The 16,446-nt window shown below is 63.1% G+C and carries 20 protein-coding genes; 11 read left to right on the forward strand and 9 right to left on the reverse strand.

The genetic code is table 11. The annotated features are described in order from the left end of the window. Positions 1–18 precede the first annotated feature (18 nt). Positions 19–915 carry a LysR substrate-binding domain-containing protein gene (locus B015_RS0105910; RefSeq protein ID WP_018426748.1) on the reverse strand — a complete coding sequence of 299 codons (897 nt, stop codon included), beginning with the start codon at positions 913–915 and terminating at the stop codon, positions 19–21. Positions 916–1,031: 116 nt separating this feature from the next. On the opposite strand from B015_RS0105910, the gene B015_RS30520 reads away from it, so the two are divergent. After that, positions 1,032–1,235 (forward strand): hypothetical protein, encoded by a 204-nt coding sequence (locus tag B015_RS30520; protein WP_018426749.1) that lies wholly within the window; start codon positions 1,032–1,034, stop codon positions 1,233–1,235. Here the strand turns inward: B015_RS30520 and B015_RS0105920 are convergent. Further along, the gene (locus B015_RS0105920; protein WP_018426750.1) at positions 1,232–1,636 is read right to left on the reverse strand and encodes an MAPEG family protein; all 405 of its coding nucleotides are present in this window, start codon (positions 1,634–1,636) and stop codon (positions 1,232–1,234) included. The genes B015_RS30520 and B015_RS0105920 overlap by 4 nt on opposite strands. 162 nt (positions 1,637–1,798) lie before the next feature. Between B015_RS0105920 and sbmA the strand changes: the two genes are divergently transcribed. Then, positions 1,799–3,076, forward strand: coding sequence for a peptide antibiotic transporter SbmA (gene sbmA, locus B015_RS0105925; protein ID WP_026226949.1), 1,278 nt, complete (start codon positions 1,799–1,801; stop codon positions 3,074–3,076). 173 nt (positions 3,077–3,249) lie between these two features. On the opposite strand, the gene B015_RS0105930 is transcribed toward sbmA, so the two are convergent. Further along, positions 3,250–4,248, reverse strand: coding sequence for a hypothetical protein (locus tag B015_RS0105930; RefSeq protein WP_018426752.1), 999 nt, complete (start codon positions 4,246–4,248; stop codon positions 3,250–3,252). A 471-nt stretch (positions 4,249–4,719) separates the two neighbouring features. Between B015_RS0105930 and B015_RS0105935 the strand changes: the two genes are divergently transcribed. The 8 genes from B015_RS0105935 to B015_RS0105970 all read left to right on the forward strand — a co-directional run bounded on the left by B015_RS0105935 (position 4,720) and on the right by B015_RS0105970 (position 11,030). After that, the gene (locus tag B015_RS0105935) at positions 4,720–5,385 is read left to right on the forward strand and encodes a tetratricopeptide repeat protein (RefSeq protein ID WP_018426753.1); all 666 of its coding nucleotides are present in this window, start codon (positions 4,720–4,722) and stop codon (positions 5,383–5,385) included. 10 nt (positions 5,386–5,395) lie between these two features. Further along, positions 5,396–6,835, forward strand: a complete 1,440-nt coding sequence (der, locus tag B015_RS0105940; RefSeq protein WP_018426754.1) for a ribosome biogenesis GTPase Der — start codon at positions 5,396–5,398, stop codon at positions 6,833–6,835. Positions 6,836–6,957: 122 nt separating this feature from the next. Further along, on the forward strand, positions 6,958–8,145 hold the full coding sequence (locus tag B015_RS0105945) for a cell wall hydrolase (protein ID WP_018426755.1): 1,188 nt from the start codon (positions 6,958–6,960) through the stop codon (positions 8,143–8,145). Between the two features lie 241 nt (positions 8,146–8,386). Then, entirely contained in the window at positions 8,387–8,797 is a 411-nt protein-coding gene (locus B015_RS0105950; protein WP_018426756.1) for an AtpZ/AtpI family protein, read from the forward strand. Positions 8,798–8,836: 39 nt separating this feature from the next. Beyond that, positions 8,837–9,586: a F0F1 ATP synthase subunit A gene (locus B015_RS0105955; RefSeq protein ID WP_018426757.1), complete on the forward strand. Its 750-nt coding sequence runs from the start codon at positions 8,837–8,839 to the stop codon at positions 9,584–9,586. A 63-nt stretch (positions 9,587–9,649) separates the two neighbouring features. Then, positions 9,650–9,874, forward strand: a complete 225-nt coding sequence (locus tag B015_RS0105960; RefSeq protein ID WP_018426758.1) for a F0F1 ATP synthase subunit C — start codon at positions 9,650–9,652, stop codon at positions 9,872–9,874. A gap of 63 nt (positions 9,875–9,937) precedes the next feature. After that, positions 9,938–10,540, forward strand: coding sequence for a F0F1 ATP synthase subunit B (locus B015_RS0105965; RefSeq protein ID WP_018426759.1), 603 nt, complete (start codon positions 9,938–9,940; stop codon positions 10,538–10,540). Positions 10,541–10,550: 10 nt separating this feature from the next. Beyond that, on the forward strand, positions 10,551–11,030 hold the full coding sequence (locus tag B015_RS0105970) for a F0F1 ATP synthase subunit B (RefSeq protein WP_018426760.1): 480 nt from the start codon (positions 10,551–10,553) through the stop codon (positions 11,028–11,030). Between the two features lie 171 nt (positions 11,031–11,201). Here B015_RS0105970 and B015_RS0105975 read toward each other — a convergent pair whose 3' ends face one another. After that, the gene (locus B015_RS0105975) at positions 11,202–11,852 is read right to left on the reverse strand and encodes a ribonuclease HII (RefSeq protein ID WP_018426761.1); all 651 of its coding nucleotides are present in this window, start codon (positions 11,850–11,852) and stop codon (positions 11,202–11,204) included. A gap of 123 nt (positions 11,853–11,975) precedes the next feature. Beyond that, the gene (locus B015_RS0105980) at positions 11,976–13,130 is read right to left on the reverse strand and encodes a PA0069 family radical SAM protein (RefSeq protein ID WP_018426762.1); all 1,155 of its coding nucleotides are present in this window, start codon (positions 13,128–13,130) and stop codon (positions 11,976–11,978) included. 145 nt (positions 13,131–13,275) lie between these two features. On the opposite strand from B015_RS0105980, the gene B015_RS0105985 reads away from it, so the two are divergent. Beyond that, the gene (locus B015_RS0105985; protein WP_018426763.1) at positions 13,276–13,785 is read left to right on the forward strand and encodes a glycosyltransferase; all 510 of its coding nucleotides are present in this window, start codon (positions 13,276–13,278) and stop codon (positions 13,783–13,785) included. 1 nt (position 13,786) lies between these two features. Here the strand turns inward: B015_RS0105985 and moaB are convergent, their stop codons facing one another. From moaB to B015_RS0106005, 4 genes are all read right to left on the reverse strand, one after another. Beyond that, on the reverse strand, positions 13,787–14,335 hold the full coding sequence (gene moaB / locus B015_RS0105990) for a molybdenum cofactor biosynthesis protein B (RefSeq protein ID WP_018426764.1): 549 nt from the start codon (positions 14,333–14,335) through the stop codon (positions 13,787–13,789). Then, positions 14,332–15,210: a 4-(cytidine 5'-diphospho)-2-C-methyl-D-erythritol kinase gene (locus B015_RS0105995; protein WP_018426765.1), complete on the reverse strand. Its 879-nt coding sequence runs from the start codon at positions 15,208–15,210 to the stop codon at positions 14,332–14,334. Before B015_RS0105995 ends, moaB begins: the two co-directional genes overlap by 4 nt. 9 nt (positions 15,211–15,219) lie before the next feature. Further along, complete coding sequence (locus B015_RS0106000) at positions 15,220–15,405, reverse strand: hypothetical protein (protein WP_018426766.1); 186 nt, start codon at positions 15,403–15,405, stop codon at positions 15,220–15,222. A gap of 87 nt (positions 15,406–15,492) precedes the next feature. After that, positions 15,493–16,359, reverse strand: coding sequence for a S49 family peptidase (locus B015_RS0106005; protein WP_018426767.1), 867 nt, complete (start codon positions 16,357–16,359; stop codon positions 15,493–15,495). Positions 16,360–16,446 lie beyond the last annotated feature (87 nt).

Below are 16,446 nucleotides of genomic sequence, written 5' to 3' on the forward strand. Positions count from 1 at the left end.
GCGCTCTCGGGCCGCCGGCTATTTCGCCTTTGTGCCGAACCGCGCCATTGTCGCCGCCACCTCCTCGCGCAGCCACGTTGTGAAATCGCGCACCTTGCGGCCCGGGCGATCCATCTTCGAGCTGACCAGATAATAGCCCAGCCCGCTGGCAACGGTGATGCCGAACGGCGCCACCAGCCGCCCGTCGGCCAGCGCATCGGCCGACAAGAGCTGCCAGGCCAGCGCCACACCCTGTCCGCCCACCGCCGCGTCGATGCCGAGGATCGGGTCGGTGAAGGATGGCCCCGCCCGCTGCACCGGGAACGGCTTCTGCAGCCCCGCCGCCTCGAACCAGCGCTCCCAGCTGATCATCGTGCTCTCGTCGGCGATGACGGGCAGATGTGCGAGATCGGCAGGCTCCCTCAGTTTCGCGGCAAGAGCCGGCGCGCAGACGGGAAAAACCTCCTGCGCCAGAAGCAGCTCCGCCCGCACGCCGGGCCATGTGCCGTCGCCCATGCGGATCGCGAGATCGACGTCGGTATGGTCGAGATCGACCAGCCCGGTCGAAGCGTCGATCCTGAGCTTGATCTCGGGGTGGCGCTGGTTGAAGCGGGCGAGCCTGGGCACCAGGAAGCGCGAGGCGAAAGCCGGCGCCACCGACACCACCAGCACGTTCGAGCTTGTCTCCTCGGCCAGCGCCACCGCGCGGCCGAGTTCCTGGAAACCAGTTGTCAGCCGCGTGCAAAACTCCGCCCCGAAGCCGGTCAGCGCTAGTCTCGCGCCGGTGCGCTGGAAAATGGCGCGGCCAAGCTGCGCTTCGGTGCGGCCAATCTGCTGGCTGACCGCGCTGGTCGAGACACCGAGCTCCTCTGCCGCCTTGACCAGTGAGCCACAGCGCGCGACGCTCTCGACCGCACGGAGCCCGTTCAGATGCACACGATTGAGTGCCTGACTTGAGATTTTCTAAACTCCGTCTGCGGCAATCTTGATTGATGAGTGAGCGTTTTTAGCGAAAATACAGTGAAAGGACCAACGCTTTCAGGAGAAGTCAGATGAAGATTTTCTCAAGCCTCGCTACCCTGCTGCAAGGCCAGCACGATATCAACGGCATCGACAGTGAGCGTTTCCTCGCCTGGCTGCACGATCCGCTGTCCCATCCCGACATCGCGCGCATGGACGAACGCGCGCTCGCCGACCTGCCGCTCGGTCGCGGCTCCAGGCCGGTTTTGTCGGCGCCCGGCGAGTGCCGTGCCTAGAGCAACAGAAATGCGTGGCCGAGCACGCCGAGCGCTGCCGTCGCAATCGTCAGCACGCTGAGTCCGAAGCCGGTCGCGCGCTGCCATTGCGACGCCTCGGCGTGGGTGAAATGCCAGGCATGCACGGCGCGGCCGAAGGTGAAGCCAGCACCCAGCACATGGATTGCCACAGCTGGCGCTCCGAGTGCCGCGGCAAATCCAAGCAGCACCAGCATGACGGGGATGTTCTCGATGGCGTTGGCATGGCCACGCATCGTCCGACCGAGATGCGCAACCCCGCCGTCGCCGATCAGCACCATGTGCTTACGCCGCACCATCGCGGTTGCCGTCGTCAGCCACAGCAGGATCAGGGCATTGAGCGCCGCATAGAGGGCTGCTGCGGCAAGGGCTGACTGGTTCATGGCGTCCCCACGTTACCTAAGTGTAATCTGCAAGAGCCGAAAATCGCCACGATCTCGGGCGCAATGCAATATGCGCGCCCACTGGGATTCCCATCAGGCGCGAAGTATGACTTCATGCGGCAAATCGCATATGCCGCTGAACGCCGAAAGGAACCCGGAAGCGTGTTCGTATCCTTCTTCCCGCAGCCGAAATTGTTTTTCACCTCGGCTGCTGTCTGGAGCCTGGTGCTCGTGCTCCTGTGGTTCTTCGGCGGCGAACAGTTGGGCGCTGCTTTCGGCATGCCGCCTGCAGCGGCGGACGCGCCCAAGATCATCGGTATCTCGGTATTCTGGTCGCCGCCCTTTCTGTGGTTTTATATCTATTTCTTTTTCGGCGTCGTGGTCTTCTATGCCTTCTGGAGTTGGTATTCGCCTCATCCCTGGCAGCGCTGGTCGATCCTTGGTACGGCCCTAATTCTCTTCGTGGTCTACTTCCAGGTCCAGGTCAGTGTCGCCGTCAACAACTGGTACGGTCCGTTTTATGACCTGATCCAGAATGTCCTGTCCAAGACAACGACGGCGACCGACGAACAGCTCTATTGGCAGATCGCCAGCTTTGCCGGCCTGGCGCTGGTCGGCATGAATGTCGCTGTGGTCAATGCCTTCTTTGTTAGCCACTGGGTCTTCCGTTGGCGTATGGCGATGAACGGTTACTACATGGAGCATTGGGGTCGGTTGCGCCACATAGAAGGCGCCGCTCAACGCGTGCAGGAAGACACGATGCGCTTCGCTCAGATCATGGAGGGATTGGGCGTCAATTTCATCGATTCCATCATGACGCTCATTGCGTTCACGCCTGTGCTTATCCAACTGTCGACGCACATCACCCATCTGCCGCTACTGGGTGAAGTCAAGCAACCGCTACTCGTTGCCGCGATCGCCTGGTCGCTGTTCGGCACAATCAGCTTGGCGCTGGCGGGCTACAAACTGCCAGGCCTGCAGTTCCGCAACCAGCGTGTCGAGGCAGCCTACCGCAAGGAGCTGGTCTATGGCGAGGATCATGAAGATCGTGCCCAGCCTGCGACGGTTGCTGAGTTGTTCGAAAACGTTCGCCGCAATTATTTTCGGCTCTATTTCCACTACGTCTACTTCAATGTTGTCCGTTACACCTATCTCCAGGCCAACAACATCTTTTCGCTGATCGTCATGGTTCCATCGGTCGCGGCCCAGAAGCTGACGCTCGGCCTGATGAACCAGATCAGCTACGCATTCTCGCAGGTCACCAGCTCGTTCCAGTTCCTGGTCAATTCATGGTCGACGATCGTCGAGCTTTTGTCGGTCTACAAGCGCCTTCGCGCCTTTGAGGCGACGCTCGCCGGCGACCAATTGCCCGACATCGATAAGCGATATCTCGAGCGGGAAAAGGCTGGCATGAGGCCGGAAGATCAGCCGGTGGCATGATCATGGTGTCATGACGTCGACAGCCTTCTTCCCAGGAGGAAGAGGGGCGGGGTGGTGAGGGCAAGGCACAAGCTTCGACGCTTGCCGTCTTTAAGCTAACGCCCCGCTTTCTGTCCTTCCCACAAGGGAGGAGGGGCGTCATCGTCCTGCTTGAAATCGAAAACGTCCTGCATTCACCCGCCGGTCTGCACCGGCGCAGCGTCCTTCTGTCGCCCGACATAGTCGGCATAGCTGATGCACTCGACATCCGACTTCACGCAGACCTCTCCGGCAAAACGCTCCAGCGCGCGCCAGTAGGCGCCGTCGTTCATCAGCGTGAAATGGAAACCCACCTGCAGCGGGATGCGGCTGCCATCGAACTGCTTGTCGAAAGCCGCCTTGAACGCGTCATAGGCGCGCTTCTCGTAAATGGGTGCTTCCCCAGGTTTCTCCACCCCGCCCGAGTGGCGGACATAGAGATTGTAGTCCATGGCGATGATGCGCCGCTCGGACGGACCCTCGGCAATCTGCGGCAAGGCAAATTCCATCATGCCGCGATCCGGCTTTGGCGCCTCCGGCCCGCGCGACACGCCGCTGGCGTTGTAGGCAAAGCCCTTGTCCAGCAGCACCGACGTCAGCGCCTTGTTCTCCGACAGATATGGTGCGCGAAATCCCTTCACCGAGGCGGCGATATGGGCCCAGTTCGATGGCTCCGGCGAAATGCCATTGATCTTGTAGGTGTCGCGCATGATTTGGGAAAAGGCGTCGAATTCCTTCGTCCAATCGGCCTTGCTCCACTTGCCGCCGTCGAAATGGCCGCAGCCATGGCTGGCGATGTCGTGGCCTTCGGCCGCGGCGAGATTGATCTGTTCGAGCCGGTCGACCACCTCCTGCTTCGATTGCGCGAAGCCGACGTTTGAGCGGCCGGGCGACTTGCCTGGCGCCAGATATTCGCCCCTGGTCTCGCGCGACAGCAGGAAGACACATGAGAGAAAATAGGTGAAGCGCGCGCCGGTGCGGGCCGCAAGGTTTCGGCTGCGCTGCCACTGCGCAAGGTCATGGGCGCCATCGAAGGAGATCAGCACGATCTGCTTGGGCTTCACCTCGTCAACCTTGGGGGCAGGACTCGCTGCCGCCGGCCCGGCGGCGAGCGATGCGGAAATAAGGGCACAGACGCTAAACGCTTTGGTCATGTCGAACTTCGATGCAATTACGGGGACTTGGCGACGTCAGGCGGTTAAGGCCGAAATGTGGCACGGATGCGTTCTGTCTCAAATGCCTCCGTTTGGACAGGCGGGGAGAGGGGTTCCACGGTGTGACGACTTTTTGGGCGAGGCTTGGGCACTTTTCGATGCTGCCTCTCTTTGCCATCGCTATCCTTCGCACCCTCTCTGGTCTGCGAACGTTGCACCACATCAATCTATCGGAAGGCACGGCCTCGCGCTCCGCTTCTCGAATTTCTCTCCCGAACGCGGAAGCGTTCTTTGACAATGGCCAGACCGGAAACGGGGCGTGGCAGTGAAGAAACTCGGCCCCTTCTCCCCGTAATCGGGGCGAGGGACTCCCCGCCCACCGAATTTCCACCCCGCCCCCTTCCATGGCGGCGAAATTCCGTTAAAACGCAGGCTCACGAGAGGCCCGAGGGCCGCAACCGGTTGGATGGAATGTCGGACGACAGCTTTTTCCGCGAAGTAAACGAGGAAATTCGCCAGGAGCAGGCCAGGGCCCTGTGGGACCGTTATGGCCCCGCGGCGATCGTGCTCGCCGTTCTGGTGGTCATCGGCACTGGGCTGTTCGTCGCCTGGGAATATTGGGTCGAGACCAAGGCCAACGCCTCGGGCGACCAGTTCTCGCAGGCGCTGACGCTCGCCAATTCGGGCAAGACTGACGAGGCGCTGGTTGCGTTCGAGGCGCTGGAAAAGGATGGCTACGGCGCTTATCCGTTGCTCGCCCGTATGCGTGCCGCCACCGTTCTCGCAGACAAGGGCGACTTCAAGGGCGCGGTCGCGGGTTTCGATGAAGTGGCCGCCGACACTGCCATTCCTGCCGTCATCCGCGACATGGCCCGCCTGCGCGCGGCACTCCTGCTCGTCGACCACGGTACCTATGCCGAGGTGTCGAGCCGCGTCGAGACGCTGACCGCCGACACCAATCCGCTGCGCCATTCGGCACGCGAGGCGCTTGGCCTCTCGGCCTGGAAGGAAGGCAAGTTCACCGACGCGATGAAGCTGTTCGAACAGATTTCCAACGACGAAGTCGCGCCGCGCAACGCGCGTCAGCGTGCCAATGTCATGGCCGAACTGATCCGCGGTTCGGGCAACGGATCGTAACGCGGGCCCTATGGCATTCAAGATCGCCATAATCGGCCGACCCAACGTCGGCAAATCCACGCTTTTCAACCGGCTGGTCGGAAAGAAGATCGCGCTTGTCGACGACACGCCTGGTGTGACGCGTGACCGCCGCGTCCATGCGGCAAAGCTCTACGACCTCGCCTTCGACGTCATCGACACGGCAGGCTTCGAGGATGCGGGCGCCGCCACGCTGCAGGGGCGCATGCGCCAGCAGACCGAGATCGCCATCAAGGAAGCCGATCTGATCTTCTTTATGGTCGATGCCAAGACCGGCCTGACCCCCGATGATCGCACCTTCGTCGAGATCGTGCGCCGTTCCGGCAAGCCGACCGTACTCGTCGCCAACAAGTCCGAGGCACGCGGCGCCCAGGGCGGCGCGCTTGAGGCCTGGGAACTCGGCATGGGCGAGCCCGTGCAGATTTCGGCCGAGCATGGCATCGGCATGCCCGATTTGCGCGACGCCGTTGTCGAAGCGCTCGGGCACGAGCGCGTCTTCGAGGACGACGGTGACGACGAAGCCGAACTCGTTGCCGAAAGCGACGTGCTGATCGGCGAGGACATCGCCGACCCCGACGCCGAAGACGTCAATGCCTATGACGAGACCAAGCCGCTGCGTATCGCAGTCGTCGGCCGTCCGAATGCCGGCAAGTCGACACTTATCAATGCGCTGATTGGCGAGGAACGCCTGCTCACGGGCCCCGAGGCCGGCATCACTCGCGATTCGATATCGGTCGACTGGGACTGGAAGGGCCGCGGCATCAAGCTGTTCGACACGGCCGGCATGCGTCGCAAGGCCAAGGTGCAGGAGAAGCTGGAGAAGCTCTCCGTTCAGGACGGCCTGCGCGCCATCCGCTTCGCCGAGATCGTCATCATCGTGCTCGATGCGACGATCCCGTTCGAGAAGCAGGACCTGCAGATCGCCGACCTCATCATCCGCGAGGGCAGGGCCCCGGTCATCGCCTTCAATAAGTGGGATCTGATCGACAATCCGCAGGAAGCGCTCGCCGAGCTGCGCGAAAAGACCGAGCGGCTGTTGCCGCAGGTGCGGGGCTTGCAGGCCGTGCCCGTGTCGGCCGAAACCGGCCGTAGCCTCGACAAGCTGATGGATGCGGTCCTGCGCACCCACCGCGTCTGGAACAGTCGCGTCTCGACCGGCAAGCTCAACCGCTGGCTGGAGGGCATCATCGCCCACCACCCGCCGCCCGCTGTCGCCGGCCGCAGGCTCAAGGTCAAGTACATCACCCAGGTGAAGACCCGACCGCCGGGCTTTGTCGTCTCATGTTCGCGCCCAGATGCCATGCCGCAATCTTATGTGCGCTATCTGACCAACAATCTGCGCGACGCCTTCGAGATGCCCGGCGTGCCGATCCGCATGGCGCTGCGCACATCCGACAACCCGTTCGCGGGACGCGCAAAGAAGAAGAAATGAACCGGGGGCTCGCAATTGCGGGCCCTTTTCGCATTGCGCGAAGGTTGCGTGCGTTAACGCTCCATCAAGGTTAATGCTTCATTTTTCTCTCCAGTGGGTGTGTAGCGTCCTGGAGAGTTTTCGTGCATCGACCAGTTGAGTCGCGGCGGCCTGCCGCCGCCCGCGAGGGAAAGCGTTCGTTCCTGGCACCCGCCATCGTCGGCCTCGGGATCTGGCTCGGCTTCCCCACCGTTGCCGCTTATCAGGACATGACCAGCTTCGTTTCCGGCCTCGAGGGCCAGAACGCCCGCTGGAGTTCTTATGTCGAGCGCGCTGCCGCCGGTTCAGTGCATGCGGCCGAAATGCCTTTCCTCGATGGCATCGTCACCGGCCCGATGTCGGGCTCCGGCATGAAGATTTCAGGCGTCGGAACGGTCGCCTTCCGTGGCAAGATCGGCGCTGCTTCCAAGCTGCCCGACGAGGACCGGGTCGTGCGCGTCGACAAGCGCAGCCGCGTCGTCGAGGTGACCCCGGTTGCGCCACCCAGGAACTTTACCGCCGGTTCGGTGTTCCAGCGCACCAGTTCCTTGCTCCTGCGCCCCTCCGCCGATAGCGGCATGAAGCTGACCTTTGCCAAGCCCGAGATCAAGGGCAAGGAGGTCGAGATCGCCGCGGCCTTCCACGTCAAGGAGACGAAGAAGCGCGATCGCGACGTGCCTTCTATGCTTGCTTCTTTGGTCACCAGCGACAAAGCCGACATTCTCGCCACCGCCTATGCCCCGGCCGAGCCAGACTATGCCAAGGCGTCGCCCTTCGAGGCGTTGCTGCGCGACGACGACCAGGCGTCGGGCCGTTTCATCCCACCGATGGGCAAGGGTGACCACTCCTGGCTGCAGAACCCGCTGCCGGCGAGCGTCTTCTCCAAGGCCGAACAGACCTGCCTGGCCAACGCCATCTATTTCGAGGCCCAGAGCGAGCCGCTGCGCGGCCAGGCAGCCGTTGCCCAGGTCGTGCTCAACCGCGTGCGCAATCCGACCTATCCCGGCAGCATCTGCGGCGTGGTCTACCAGAACGACGGCTGGTTCAACCGCTGCCAGTTCTCCTTTGCCTGCGACGGCATCAAGGACCGCGTCACCAGCCCGACGCACTACAAGATCGCCCAGGATGTGGCCATGGCCGTGACCGCCGGAAAGATCTTCCTGCCGGAGATCGGCTCGTCGACCCATTATTACGCCAACTACGTCAATCCGGGGTGGGCGAGGGGCATGAAGCGGATGACCAAAATCGGTCTCCACATCTTCTACCGCACTTATGGCGGTGGCTGGAGCTGACCTGTCTCAAGGCTTGGCCCGGTAGTCCGCGCTGAACCCCGTTTGTCAGGGGATTCGCCCGGGGAGGGCAGGGTGGAGCCTTGGGCAGGATGTCGCACTTCGCCAAGCCTCTGATTTAACAGCATTAAATACTTCTGCTGATGGGTGCCCCCGTGGCTTGACGGGCAGGCACCCTCTAACTATGTTGCCGGCGACTTTGAAGCGGACGGACGGAGACGCTCGGACCGGGCGGGAGTTTGCAATGGCCAAGCCAACAAGGCCAGGCGAAACTGGAAACACCCGGCCTGAAAATCGAGCCGAAAACGACATTCGCGACAACGAACTCGAGCGCCGCAGGCGCGATCTTGAAGCCTCGTTGGCAGCAAGGCGCCCACAGCGTGACGAGGGGGATGAAGGTACAGAGTCGAAAGGTACGACTGGCTACGGTCAGGCACTCAAGCTGTCGAGCGAGTTCATCGCCGGTGTAGCTGTAGGTGTGGGGCTTGGTTGGTTTGTCGATCGGTTCGCAGGCACGTCGCCCTGGGGGTTGATCGTGTTCCTGCTTCTCGGCTTTGGCGCCGGTGTACTGAATGTCCTGCGTTCGGCAGGGCTTGTTACAGATGCTGGCATCAGGCCGCCGGACGGGCGGTCGGACGACCAGGGCAAGAAGTAAGCAGCGCCGCAAGGCGCAATTTAGGCGAAGGGGGGCCACGTGGCCAACGATCCTATCCATCAGTTTCAGATTTCGAAATTGATTCCGATTGAGGTCGGAGGTCTCGACTTCTCCTTCACCAATTCGGCCGCTTTCATGGTTGCCACCGTCGTGGTCGCCAGCGCCTTCCTGTTCCTGACGACCACCAGCCGTGGCCTCGTTCCCGGCCGCCTGCAGTCGGTCTCGGAAATGAGTTATGAATTCGTGGCGTCGATGCTGAGAGATGCCGCGGGCTCCCAGGGCATGCGCTTCTTCCCGTTCGTCTTCTCGCTGTTCATGTTCGTGCTCGTTGCCAACATGCTCGGCCTGTTCCCTTACTTCTTCACCGTCACCAGCCAGATCATCGTCACTTTCGCGCTGGCGCTGCTGGTGATTGGTACCGTCATTGTCTACGGTTTCGCCAAGCATGGCTTCGGCTTCCTCAAGCTGTTCGTGCCGAGCGGCATTCCGGGCCTGCTGGTGCCGCTGGTCGTCATCATCGAAGTGATCTCGTTCCTGTCGCGTCCGGTCAGCCTCTCGGTTCGTCTGTTCGCCAACATGCTGGCCGGTCACATCACGCTGAAGGTCTTCGCCGGTTTCGTTACCTCACTGAGCGCCATGGGCGCCGTGGGTATCGCCGGCTCGGTCTTGCCGCTGTTCATGACCGTTGCAATCACCGGTCTCGAAGTGCTGGTCGCGTTCCTGCAAGCCTATGTCTTCGCAGTTCTGACCTGCATGTACCTCAACGACGCTGTCCATCCCGGACACTGATCCAGATACGGCGGGCTCGCCCGTCGCATAACGAAATCAACAGTTCCAACAAGGAGTTTTAAAATGGACGCAGAAGCAGCAAAGTATCTCGGCGCCGGTCTGGCTTGTTTCGGCATGGCTGGTACGGCCCTCGGCCTCGGCAATATCTTCGGCAGCTACCTCTCGGGCGCCCTGCGCAACCCGTCGGCTGCTGACGGCCAGTTCGGCCGCCTGGTGTTCGGCTTCGCCGTGACCGAAGCTCTGGGCATCTTCTCGCTGCTCATCGCCCTGCTGCTGCTCTTCGCATAAGAGCCACGCTGACGATTGTGCCGGTCGCCACAGGCGGCCGGTCGGGTTGGACAGGGGAATGAGATGTTTGTGACACCGGGTTACGCCGAGGAAGTAGCGCCTGCGGCGGGAGATGCTCACACCACTGATGCCGGTGCCGCTCAGGCGCACACGGAAGCAGCTGGTGGGCACGGCGGCGGCGTTTTTCCGCCATTCGATTCTACGACCTATCCGTCGCAGATCCTTTGGCTCGCCATCACTTTCGGCCTGTTCTACCTCTTCCTGAAGAACGTCGTTCTGCCGCGTGTCGGCGGTACGCTGGAAGTTCGCCGTGATCGCATCGCCGGCGACCTCGATCAGGCCGCGCGGATGAAGTCCGAGGCGGACGCAGCGGTTGCTGCCTACGAGCAGGAACTGGCCCAGGCCAAGGGTAAGGCCAATTCCATTGGCCAGGAGGCCCGCGACGCGGCCAAGGCCGAAGCTGAAGGCAAGCGCAAGGAAGTCGAGGCCGGTCTCGAGCAGAAGCTCGCTGCCGCCGAGGCGCGCATCGCCACCATCAAGGCCAACGCCATGAAGGAAGTGGGCACCATCGCCGAGGACACCGCCCAGGCGATCGTCCAGGCGCTTGGCGCAGGCAAGGTCGAAAAGGCCGACATCGCCGCTGCCGTCAAGGCCGCAGGCAAGTAGGAGACAAGCGATGGACGCTACATTCTGGGCAACAGTCGCTCTGTTTCTCTTCGTTGCGCTGATCGTGTACCTGAAGGTGCCCGGCATGCTGGCGAAATCTCTCGACGGCCGTGCGGATCGCATCCGCGCCGAACTCGAGGATGCACGCAAGCTGCGTGAAGAAGCGCAGCAGCTGCTGGCCGAGTACCAGCGCAAGCGCAAGGAAGCGGAAAAGGAAGCAGCCGAAATCGTCGAGATCGCCAAGCGTGAAGCTGGCCTGCTCGCCGAAGAGGCGCATGCCAAGACCGAAGAATATGTCGCGCGCCGCACCGCGCTCGCCGAGCAGAAGATCGGCCAGGCAGAGCAGGAAGCGATCAACGAAGTCCGCGCCAACGCAGTGGACCTCGCCGTCGAAGCCGCCCGCCAGATTCTGGGCAGCAAGTTCGACGCCAAGACCAGCACCGACCGCTTTAAGAGCTCGGTCCAGGAAGTGAAGGCCAAGCTCAACTAAGTCGAGCTGGACTTACCCAATATGAGAAAGCCGCTGGAATTTCCGGCGGCTTTTTTGTTGGAGGAAACAATGAGCCGCCCTGCGGTCGCACCGGGGAAGTGTCACCAGCGATGAGACTGCGGCCCCGGGCTTGAAAAGATCTGCGCAACGGACCGCCGGCCGCGGACGGCGTCAGTCCTTGAACGGCGCGAAGGAGACGCGGTGGATGCGGATGGATGCGCCATGTTCGACGATCGCCGCGCGATGGCGTGCGGTCGCATAGCCCATGTGGATTTCGAAGCCGTAGCGATTATCGTTGGCGCCGCAGGCCGTCATCATCCGGTCGCGGGTAACCTTGGCGACGATGGACGCTGCGGCGATCGACTGCGAGCGCTGGTCGCCCTTAACCAGCGCCTTGCAGGTGCAGGCGAGGCCGGGAGGCACGTCGCGGCCGTCGGCGAGCGCCGATTGGGCAACGACCGGCAGTCCGGCGAGCGCGCGCCGCATGGCCTCGAGGCTGGCCTTGCGGATGTCGCTGCGGTCGATGCTGTCGGCCGAGACCGACGCCACTGCCACACCCAGCGCCTTGCTCAGGATCTCGTCGAACAATGCGTCGCGCTGGGCTGCGCTGAGACGCTTGGAATCGTCCAAGCCGGCAGGGATGTTGTCGGGGTCGAGCACGACCGCCGCAGCCACGACAGGGCCGGCGAGTGGGCCGCGCCCTGCTTCATCCATGCCGGCGCATGGCCACTGCCCGGCCTTCATCGCCTTTTGTTCGAAGGAGAAGTCGGGTTTCTCGACGATCTCGAAGAGGGGCGGAGAATCGGAACGCGGGCGAGCCATAGTGCGGCGATGCTCGCATCGGCTCCGATTCTCCGCAAGACCTTCCCGTCCGTATGGGGCGGCGGCTCGGGAAGGCACCGTCAGCTGGCCACGGGGGAGGCCGGACGGGATTCTCTTGTAGGGTCAGAGCAGCATCAACTGCTGCTGGTCTTTCGGGGCGGCCTTGAACAGGTCTGTCCTGAGCGGGGTGCGCTCGGAGTTGAGGCCAAGCCGTTTGGCGGCCATCTCGAAGCGGCGACCGATCTGCCAGGCATAGGGGCCCTTGCCGCGCATGCGCTTGCCCCATTCAGCGTCGTAGTCCTTGCCGTCGCGCATCGAGCGGATCAGCGACAGCACATGGCGATAGCTGTCGGGATAGTGGCGCAACAGCCAGTCCTTGAAGATCGGGCTGACTTCGAGCGGCAGGCGCAGGATGACGTAGCCGGCTCCGGTCGCACCGGCGGCGGCGGCCGAGTCGAGTATACGTTCGATCTCCTGGTCGGTCAGGCCGGGGATGATCGGCGCCACCATGACCGAGACGGGAATGCCGGCCTGCGACAGCTGGCGGATGGCTTCAAGCCGCCTGGTCGGTGTCGCCGCACGTGGTTCCATGGTGCGGGCAAGCAGCCGGTCCATCGTGGTGATCGACAGCGCCACCTTGGCGAGACCCTTCTCCGCCATGCGTGCCAGGATATCGATGTCCCTGGCCACGAGCGCCGACTTGGTGACGATGCCCACAGGATGGTTGCGCGCCTCCAGCACCTCGAGGACCTCGCGCATGATGCGCCAGTTCTTCTCGATCGGCTGGTAAGGATCGGTGTTGGTGCCGATGGCGATGGTGCGCGGCTGGTAGCCGTCCTTCGACAGCTCGCGGTCGAGCAGCTTTGCCGCATCGGGCTTGGCGAACAGCCGCGCCTCGAAGTCCAGTCCTGCCGACAGGCCCATGTAGCTGTGGGTTGGCCTGGCGAAGCAATAGACACAGCCGTGCTCGCAGCCGCGATAGGGATTGATCGAGCGGTCGAAGGAGATGTCGGGGGAGTCGTTGCGGGTGATGATGGTGCGCGGCTTTTCCACCTGCACTTCGGTCTTGAAAGGCGGCAGTTCTTCGATGGTGCTCCAGCCGTCGTCGAAGACATGACGCGTCGTCGGTTCGAAACGCCCGGAGGGGTTGACGCCGGAGCCACGTCCGCGCCGGCGCTCGTGATTGATGCGCAGGCCACTCTCTTCGATCATCGCGTTGGCCATTGTCGCGCCACCGCCTTTGAAAGCTGCGACATCGGCCCGTGCAATGGGTTCCATCTCATTGTCTCCCGGTGGGAATGGCCGGCCGTCGATTCGCCCGACATGAAACTATTCCTATTTCTTAAATGAGAACAAAGCAAGAACTTTGTCGTTTGCTCGACCGCGCTGGCGCATCGGCCTGCTTTCGGATATGCGGCTAGGGATGCTGAGCGTGCTGATCGAAACGCGAAACGACGAGGAAGCTCTGGCCCGGACGCTGGCGTCGCTGGTCGGCGGTGCCGTTGAGGGCGTCGTGCGCGAGGTGATCGTCTGCGATCAAGGCTCGACCGACCAGACCCACTATGTCGCCGAGCATGCCGGCTGCGTGTTCCTGGCCGAAGGTGGCATAAAGGCGGGTATCGCGCAGGCGAAGGGCGATTGGCTGCTTCTGCTCGAGCCAGGGGCGCGGCTGGCTGACGGCTGGACAGACGATGTCATGCGCCACACGGCCAAGCTGACGATGGGCGCGCGCTTCACCCGCGCGAAGGCGAGCAACAGGCCGTTGTGGCAGCGCATCACGTCGCGGCCCCGGGCGTTGGAGCAAGGGCTGGTCATCACTAGGAAGCAGGCGGCGATTCAGGCCCGCAATGGCGCGGATGCCGAGGGCATTGCACGCGGGCTGGCGATGAAGACGCTGGAAGCTGAAATCACCGTCGCTGCAGGGCGGAGATAGCTCAGGCTGACTTGGTGCCGCCGCGCCTAAGATGCTCGTCGAGGCGCGGCATGATCTCCACGAAATTGCACGGCATGTGGCGATAGTCGAGCTGCGGCTTGAGGATGCCGTCCCAGGCATCACGGCAGGCGCCGGGCGAGCCAGGCAGCACGAAGACGAAGGTGGCGTTGAGCACGCCGCCTGTGGCGCGTGACTGGATCGTCGACGTGCCGATCTTGTCGTAGGAAATGCGGTGGAAGACTTCGGAGAAGCCGTCCATGCGCTTCTCGAAGATCGGCTCCAGCGCCTCAGGCGTCACGTCGCGGCCGGTGAAGCCGGTGCCGCCTGTGGTGATGATGACGTCGATGTCCTTGTCTAACGACCATGTGGTGACGCGCTCTCGGATACTATCCTTGTCATCGGTGACGATGTCGCGTGCCCTCAGCACATGGCCCTCGGCCACGATGCGGTCGGCCAACGTCTGCCCCGACTTGTCGTCTGCGAGCGTGCGGGTGTCGGAGACGGTGAGCACGGCAATGCCGACGGGAATGAAGGCGCGGGGCTCGCTCATCGCCTTGGCTCCTGGATCATGGACTTGGTGGCGGCGGTGAACCAGCCGGGCTGCCTGCTGACGATTGCATTCGCAGCACGCTGGGCTGCCGCCTGGCTGGCGAAAATGCCGAAGCAGGTGGCGCCGGAGCCCGACATGCGGGCAAAGGCAGCGCCGCTCTGGCGCAGGGCATCGAGCGCTTCGCCGACCGCAGGCACGATCGACATGGCGGCCGGTTCGAGATCGTTGCGCGTCGCCGCGAACCATTCGAACATGTCGCAGGCATGCGTAAGGGCTGCGAGCGGCGGGTTGTCACGGCGGGTGAGCGCTCGGAAGACCTCAGGCGTGGATATGGCGATGCCGGGATTGACCAGTACCATCGGCAGGGCGGGGAAATCTTCTACCGGTTCGAGATGTTCGCCGATACCGCGCGCCATGAGCGGCCGTCCGGCAAGGCACATCGGCAGGTCGGCACCGAGCGGCAGGGCCAGCCGTGCAAGTTCGGCCTCGCCGACCGGGATACGCCAAAGCCTGGCGAGCGCCCGCAGCGTTGCGGCCGCATCGCTCGAGCCGCCGCCGATGCCCGAGGCGACCGGCAGGTTCTTTTCGAGCGCGATCGAAACGGGGCGGGCATGGCCGGGGAAAGCGGCGCGCAGGGCGTCGCGAGCTTTGAGCACCAGGTTGCCGCCGTCGAGCGGCACGTCCGATACAAAGCGGCCGTTGACGGCAAAGCTGTCTGTTTCACAGGTGGAAACTGCGATGCGGTCGCCCAGCTCGGCGAAGACGACAAGGCTCTCGAGCAAATGATAGCCGTCGTCACGCCTGCCAGTGACGTGCAAGGCGAGGTTGATCTTGGCCGGGGCGAATTCGGCGAGCGGCGCGGTGTTCAGCGTCACGGGCGGCCGTCAGTCCTTTTCAAGCCGGTATTCACCGGTCTTGGGATCCTTGACCAGCGTACCGTCCGTGCCCGACTGGCGCTGGCGCTCGTGGCGGCGGACCTTGGCGGTGACGCGTTCGGCCTCGCGGATGAAGGAGCGGTAGCCGTACCAGGCCACCACGACCACGAGCGCGAAGAAGATCAGTTGCGGCATGTCATTCTCCTCCCTTGGGTCGCCGGCGCCTGATGTGTCCGGCCGGGCAGGGATTTTCCGCGATCATAATCCGCGGTCCCTGCATTTTCAAAGGCCGAACCGGCCCCACAACGCGCGCTCTTCCGCCGCATCCACCATGCCCGCGGCGAACGCAGACGCGACATCGGGGCCGAGTGTTGGCGTCGACGAGCCGAACATGCCGAGTCGGCGTCCGAACAGGCCGCGCGGCGGGGTGATCAGCTTGAGTTCGGCCTTTGGGCCGTAGCGATCCTTGAGCACGGTGCGCATGTCGCCGAGGGAATCGACCAGGCCGAGTTCGAGGCCCTTCTTGCCCGACCAGAACAGGCCGGTGAACAGCTCCGGATCGTCGATGAGCTTCTTGCCCCGCCGCTCCTTGACCATGTCGATGAAGGTTTCGTGCACTTCGAGCTGCAGCTTCTTCAGCCGCTCGATGTCCTCGGCCTTCTCCGGCTTGAACGGGTCAAGCGTCGCCTTGTTTTCGCCCGCGGTATAGACGCGACGCTCGACGCCGATTTTCTTGATCAGCTCGGTGAAGCCGAATGACGACGAGATGACGCCGATGGAGCCGACGATGGACGAGGGGTCGGCGATGATCTCGTCGCCGGCGATCGCGATCATGTAGCCGCCTGATGCCGCCAGGTCCTCGACGAACACCAGCACCTTCTTGTTGTTCTCCGCCGCGAGATCGCGGATGCGCTTGTAGATCAGCCGCGCCTGAACCGGCGACCCGCCGGGCGAATTGATCGAGATGGCGACGGCCGGGCCGGGAATGGCAAAGGCCTTCTCGATCAGGCCGGCGGTGGAAGCCAAAGACAGGCTTGGTCGGAATTGGCTGCCGCCGGCCATGATCGCGCCCTGCAGGCGCAGGACGGGGATGGTGACGTCGCCAGAGCGCATCGACTTGGGCAGCAGGCGACGGAAAAATTTCTTCACAGCGTCACGTCTCCGATTCTGGAGCTCAATGCGTCCGAATGAACGCATGACATACGCTCCAGCCTTTCCAATCTGCGCATCGTTCGT

Source organism: Hoeflea sp. 108, assembly GCF_000372965.1.
Lineage (GTDB): Bacteria > Pseudomonadota > Alphaproteobacteria > Rhizobiales > Rhizobiaceae > Aminobacter.

Bases quoted from the DNA above. Each gene is read 5' to 3' on its own strand.
- B015_RS0105935 (WP_018426753.1), top strand. From the start codon at position 4,720: ATGTCGGACGACAGCTTTTTCCGCGAAGTAAACGAGGAAATTCGCCAG.
- B015_RS0105980 (WP_018426762.1), bottom strand. From the start codon at position 13,130: ATGGAACCCATTGCACGGGCCGATGTCGCAGCTTTCAAAGGCGGTGGC.
- B015_RS0105970 (WP_018426760.1), top strand. From the start codon at position 10,551: ATGGACGCTACATTCTGGGCAACAGTCGCTCTGTTTCTCTTCGTTGCG.
- B015_RS0105975 (WP_018426761.1), bottom strand. From the start codon at position 11,852: ATGGCTCGCCCGCGTTCCGATTCTCCGCCCCTCTTCGAGATCGTCGAG.
- moaB (WP_018426764.1), bottom strand. From the start codon at position 14,335: ATGAGCGAGCCCCGCGCCTTCATTCCCGTCGGCATTGCCGTGCTCACC.
- B015_RS0105930 (WP_018426752.1), bottom strand. From the start codon at position 4,248: ATGACCAAAGCGTTTAGCGTCTGTGCCCTTATTTCCGCATCGCTCGCC.
- B015_RS0105985 (WP_018426763.1), top strand. From the start codon at position 13,276: ATGCTGAGCGTGCTGATCGAAACGCGAAACGACGAGGAAGCTCTGGCC.
- B015_RS0105965 (WP_018426759.1), top strand. From the start codon at position 9,938: ATGTTTGTGACACCGGGTTACGCCGAGGAAGTAGCGCCTGCGGCGGGA.
- B015_RS0105920 (WP_018426750.1), bottom strand. From the start codon at position 1,636: ATGAACCAGTCAGCCCTTGCCGCAGCAGCCCTCTATGCGGCGCTCAAT.
- B015_RS0105950 (WP_018426756.1), top strand. From the start codon at position 8,387: ATGGCCAAGCCAACAAGGCCAGGCGAAACTGGAAACACCCGGCCTGAA.
- B015_RS30520 (WP_018426749.1), top strand. From the start codon at position 1,032: ATGAAGATTTTCTCAAGCCTCGCTACCCTGCTGCAAGGCCAGCACGAT.
- der (WP_018426754.1), top strand. From the start codon at position 5,396: ATGGCATTCAAGATCGCCATAATCGGCCGACCCAACGTCGGCAAATCC.
- B015_RS0106000 (WP_018426766.1), bottom strand. From the start codon at position 15,405: ATGCCGCAACTGATCTTCTTCGCGCTCGTGGTCGTGGTGGCCTGGTAC.
- B015_RS0105960 (WP_018426758.1), top strand. From the start codon at position 9,650: ATGGACGCAGAAGCAGCAAAGTATCTCGGCGCCGGTCTGGCTTGTTTC.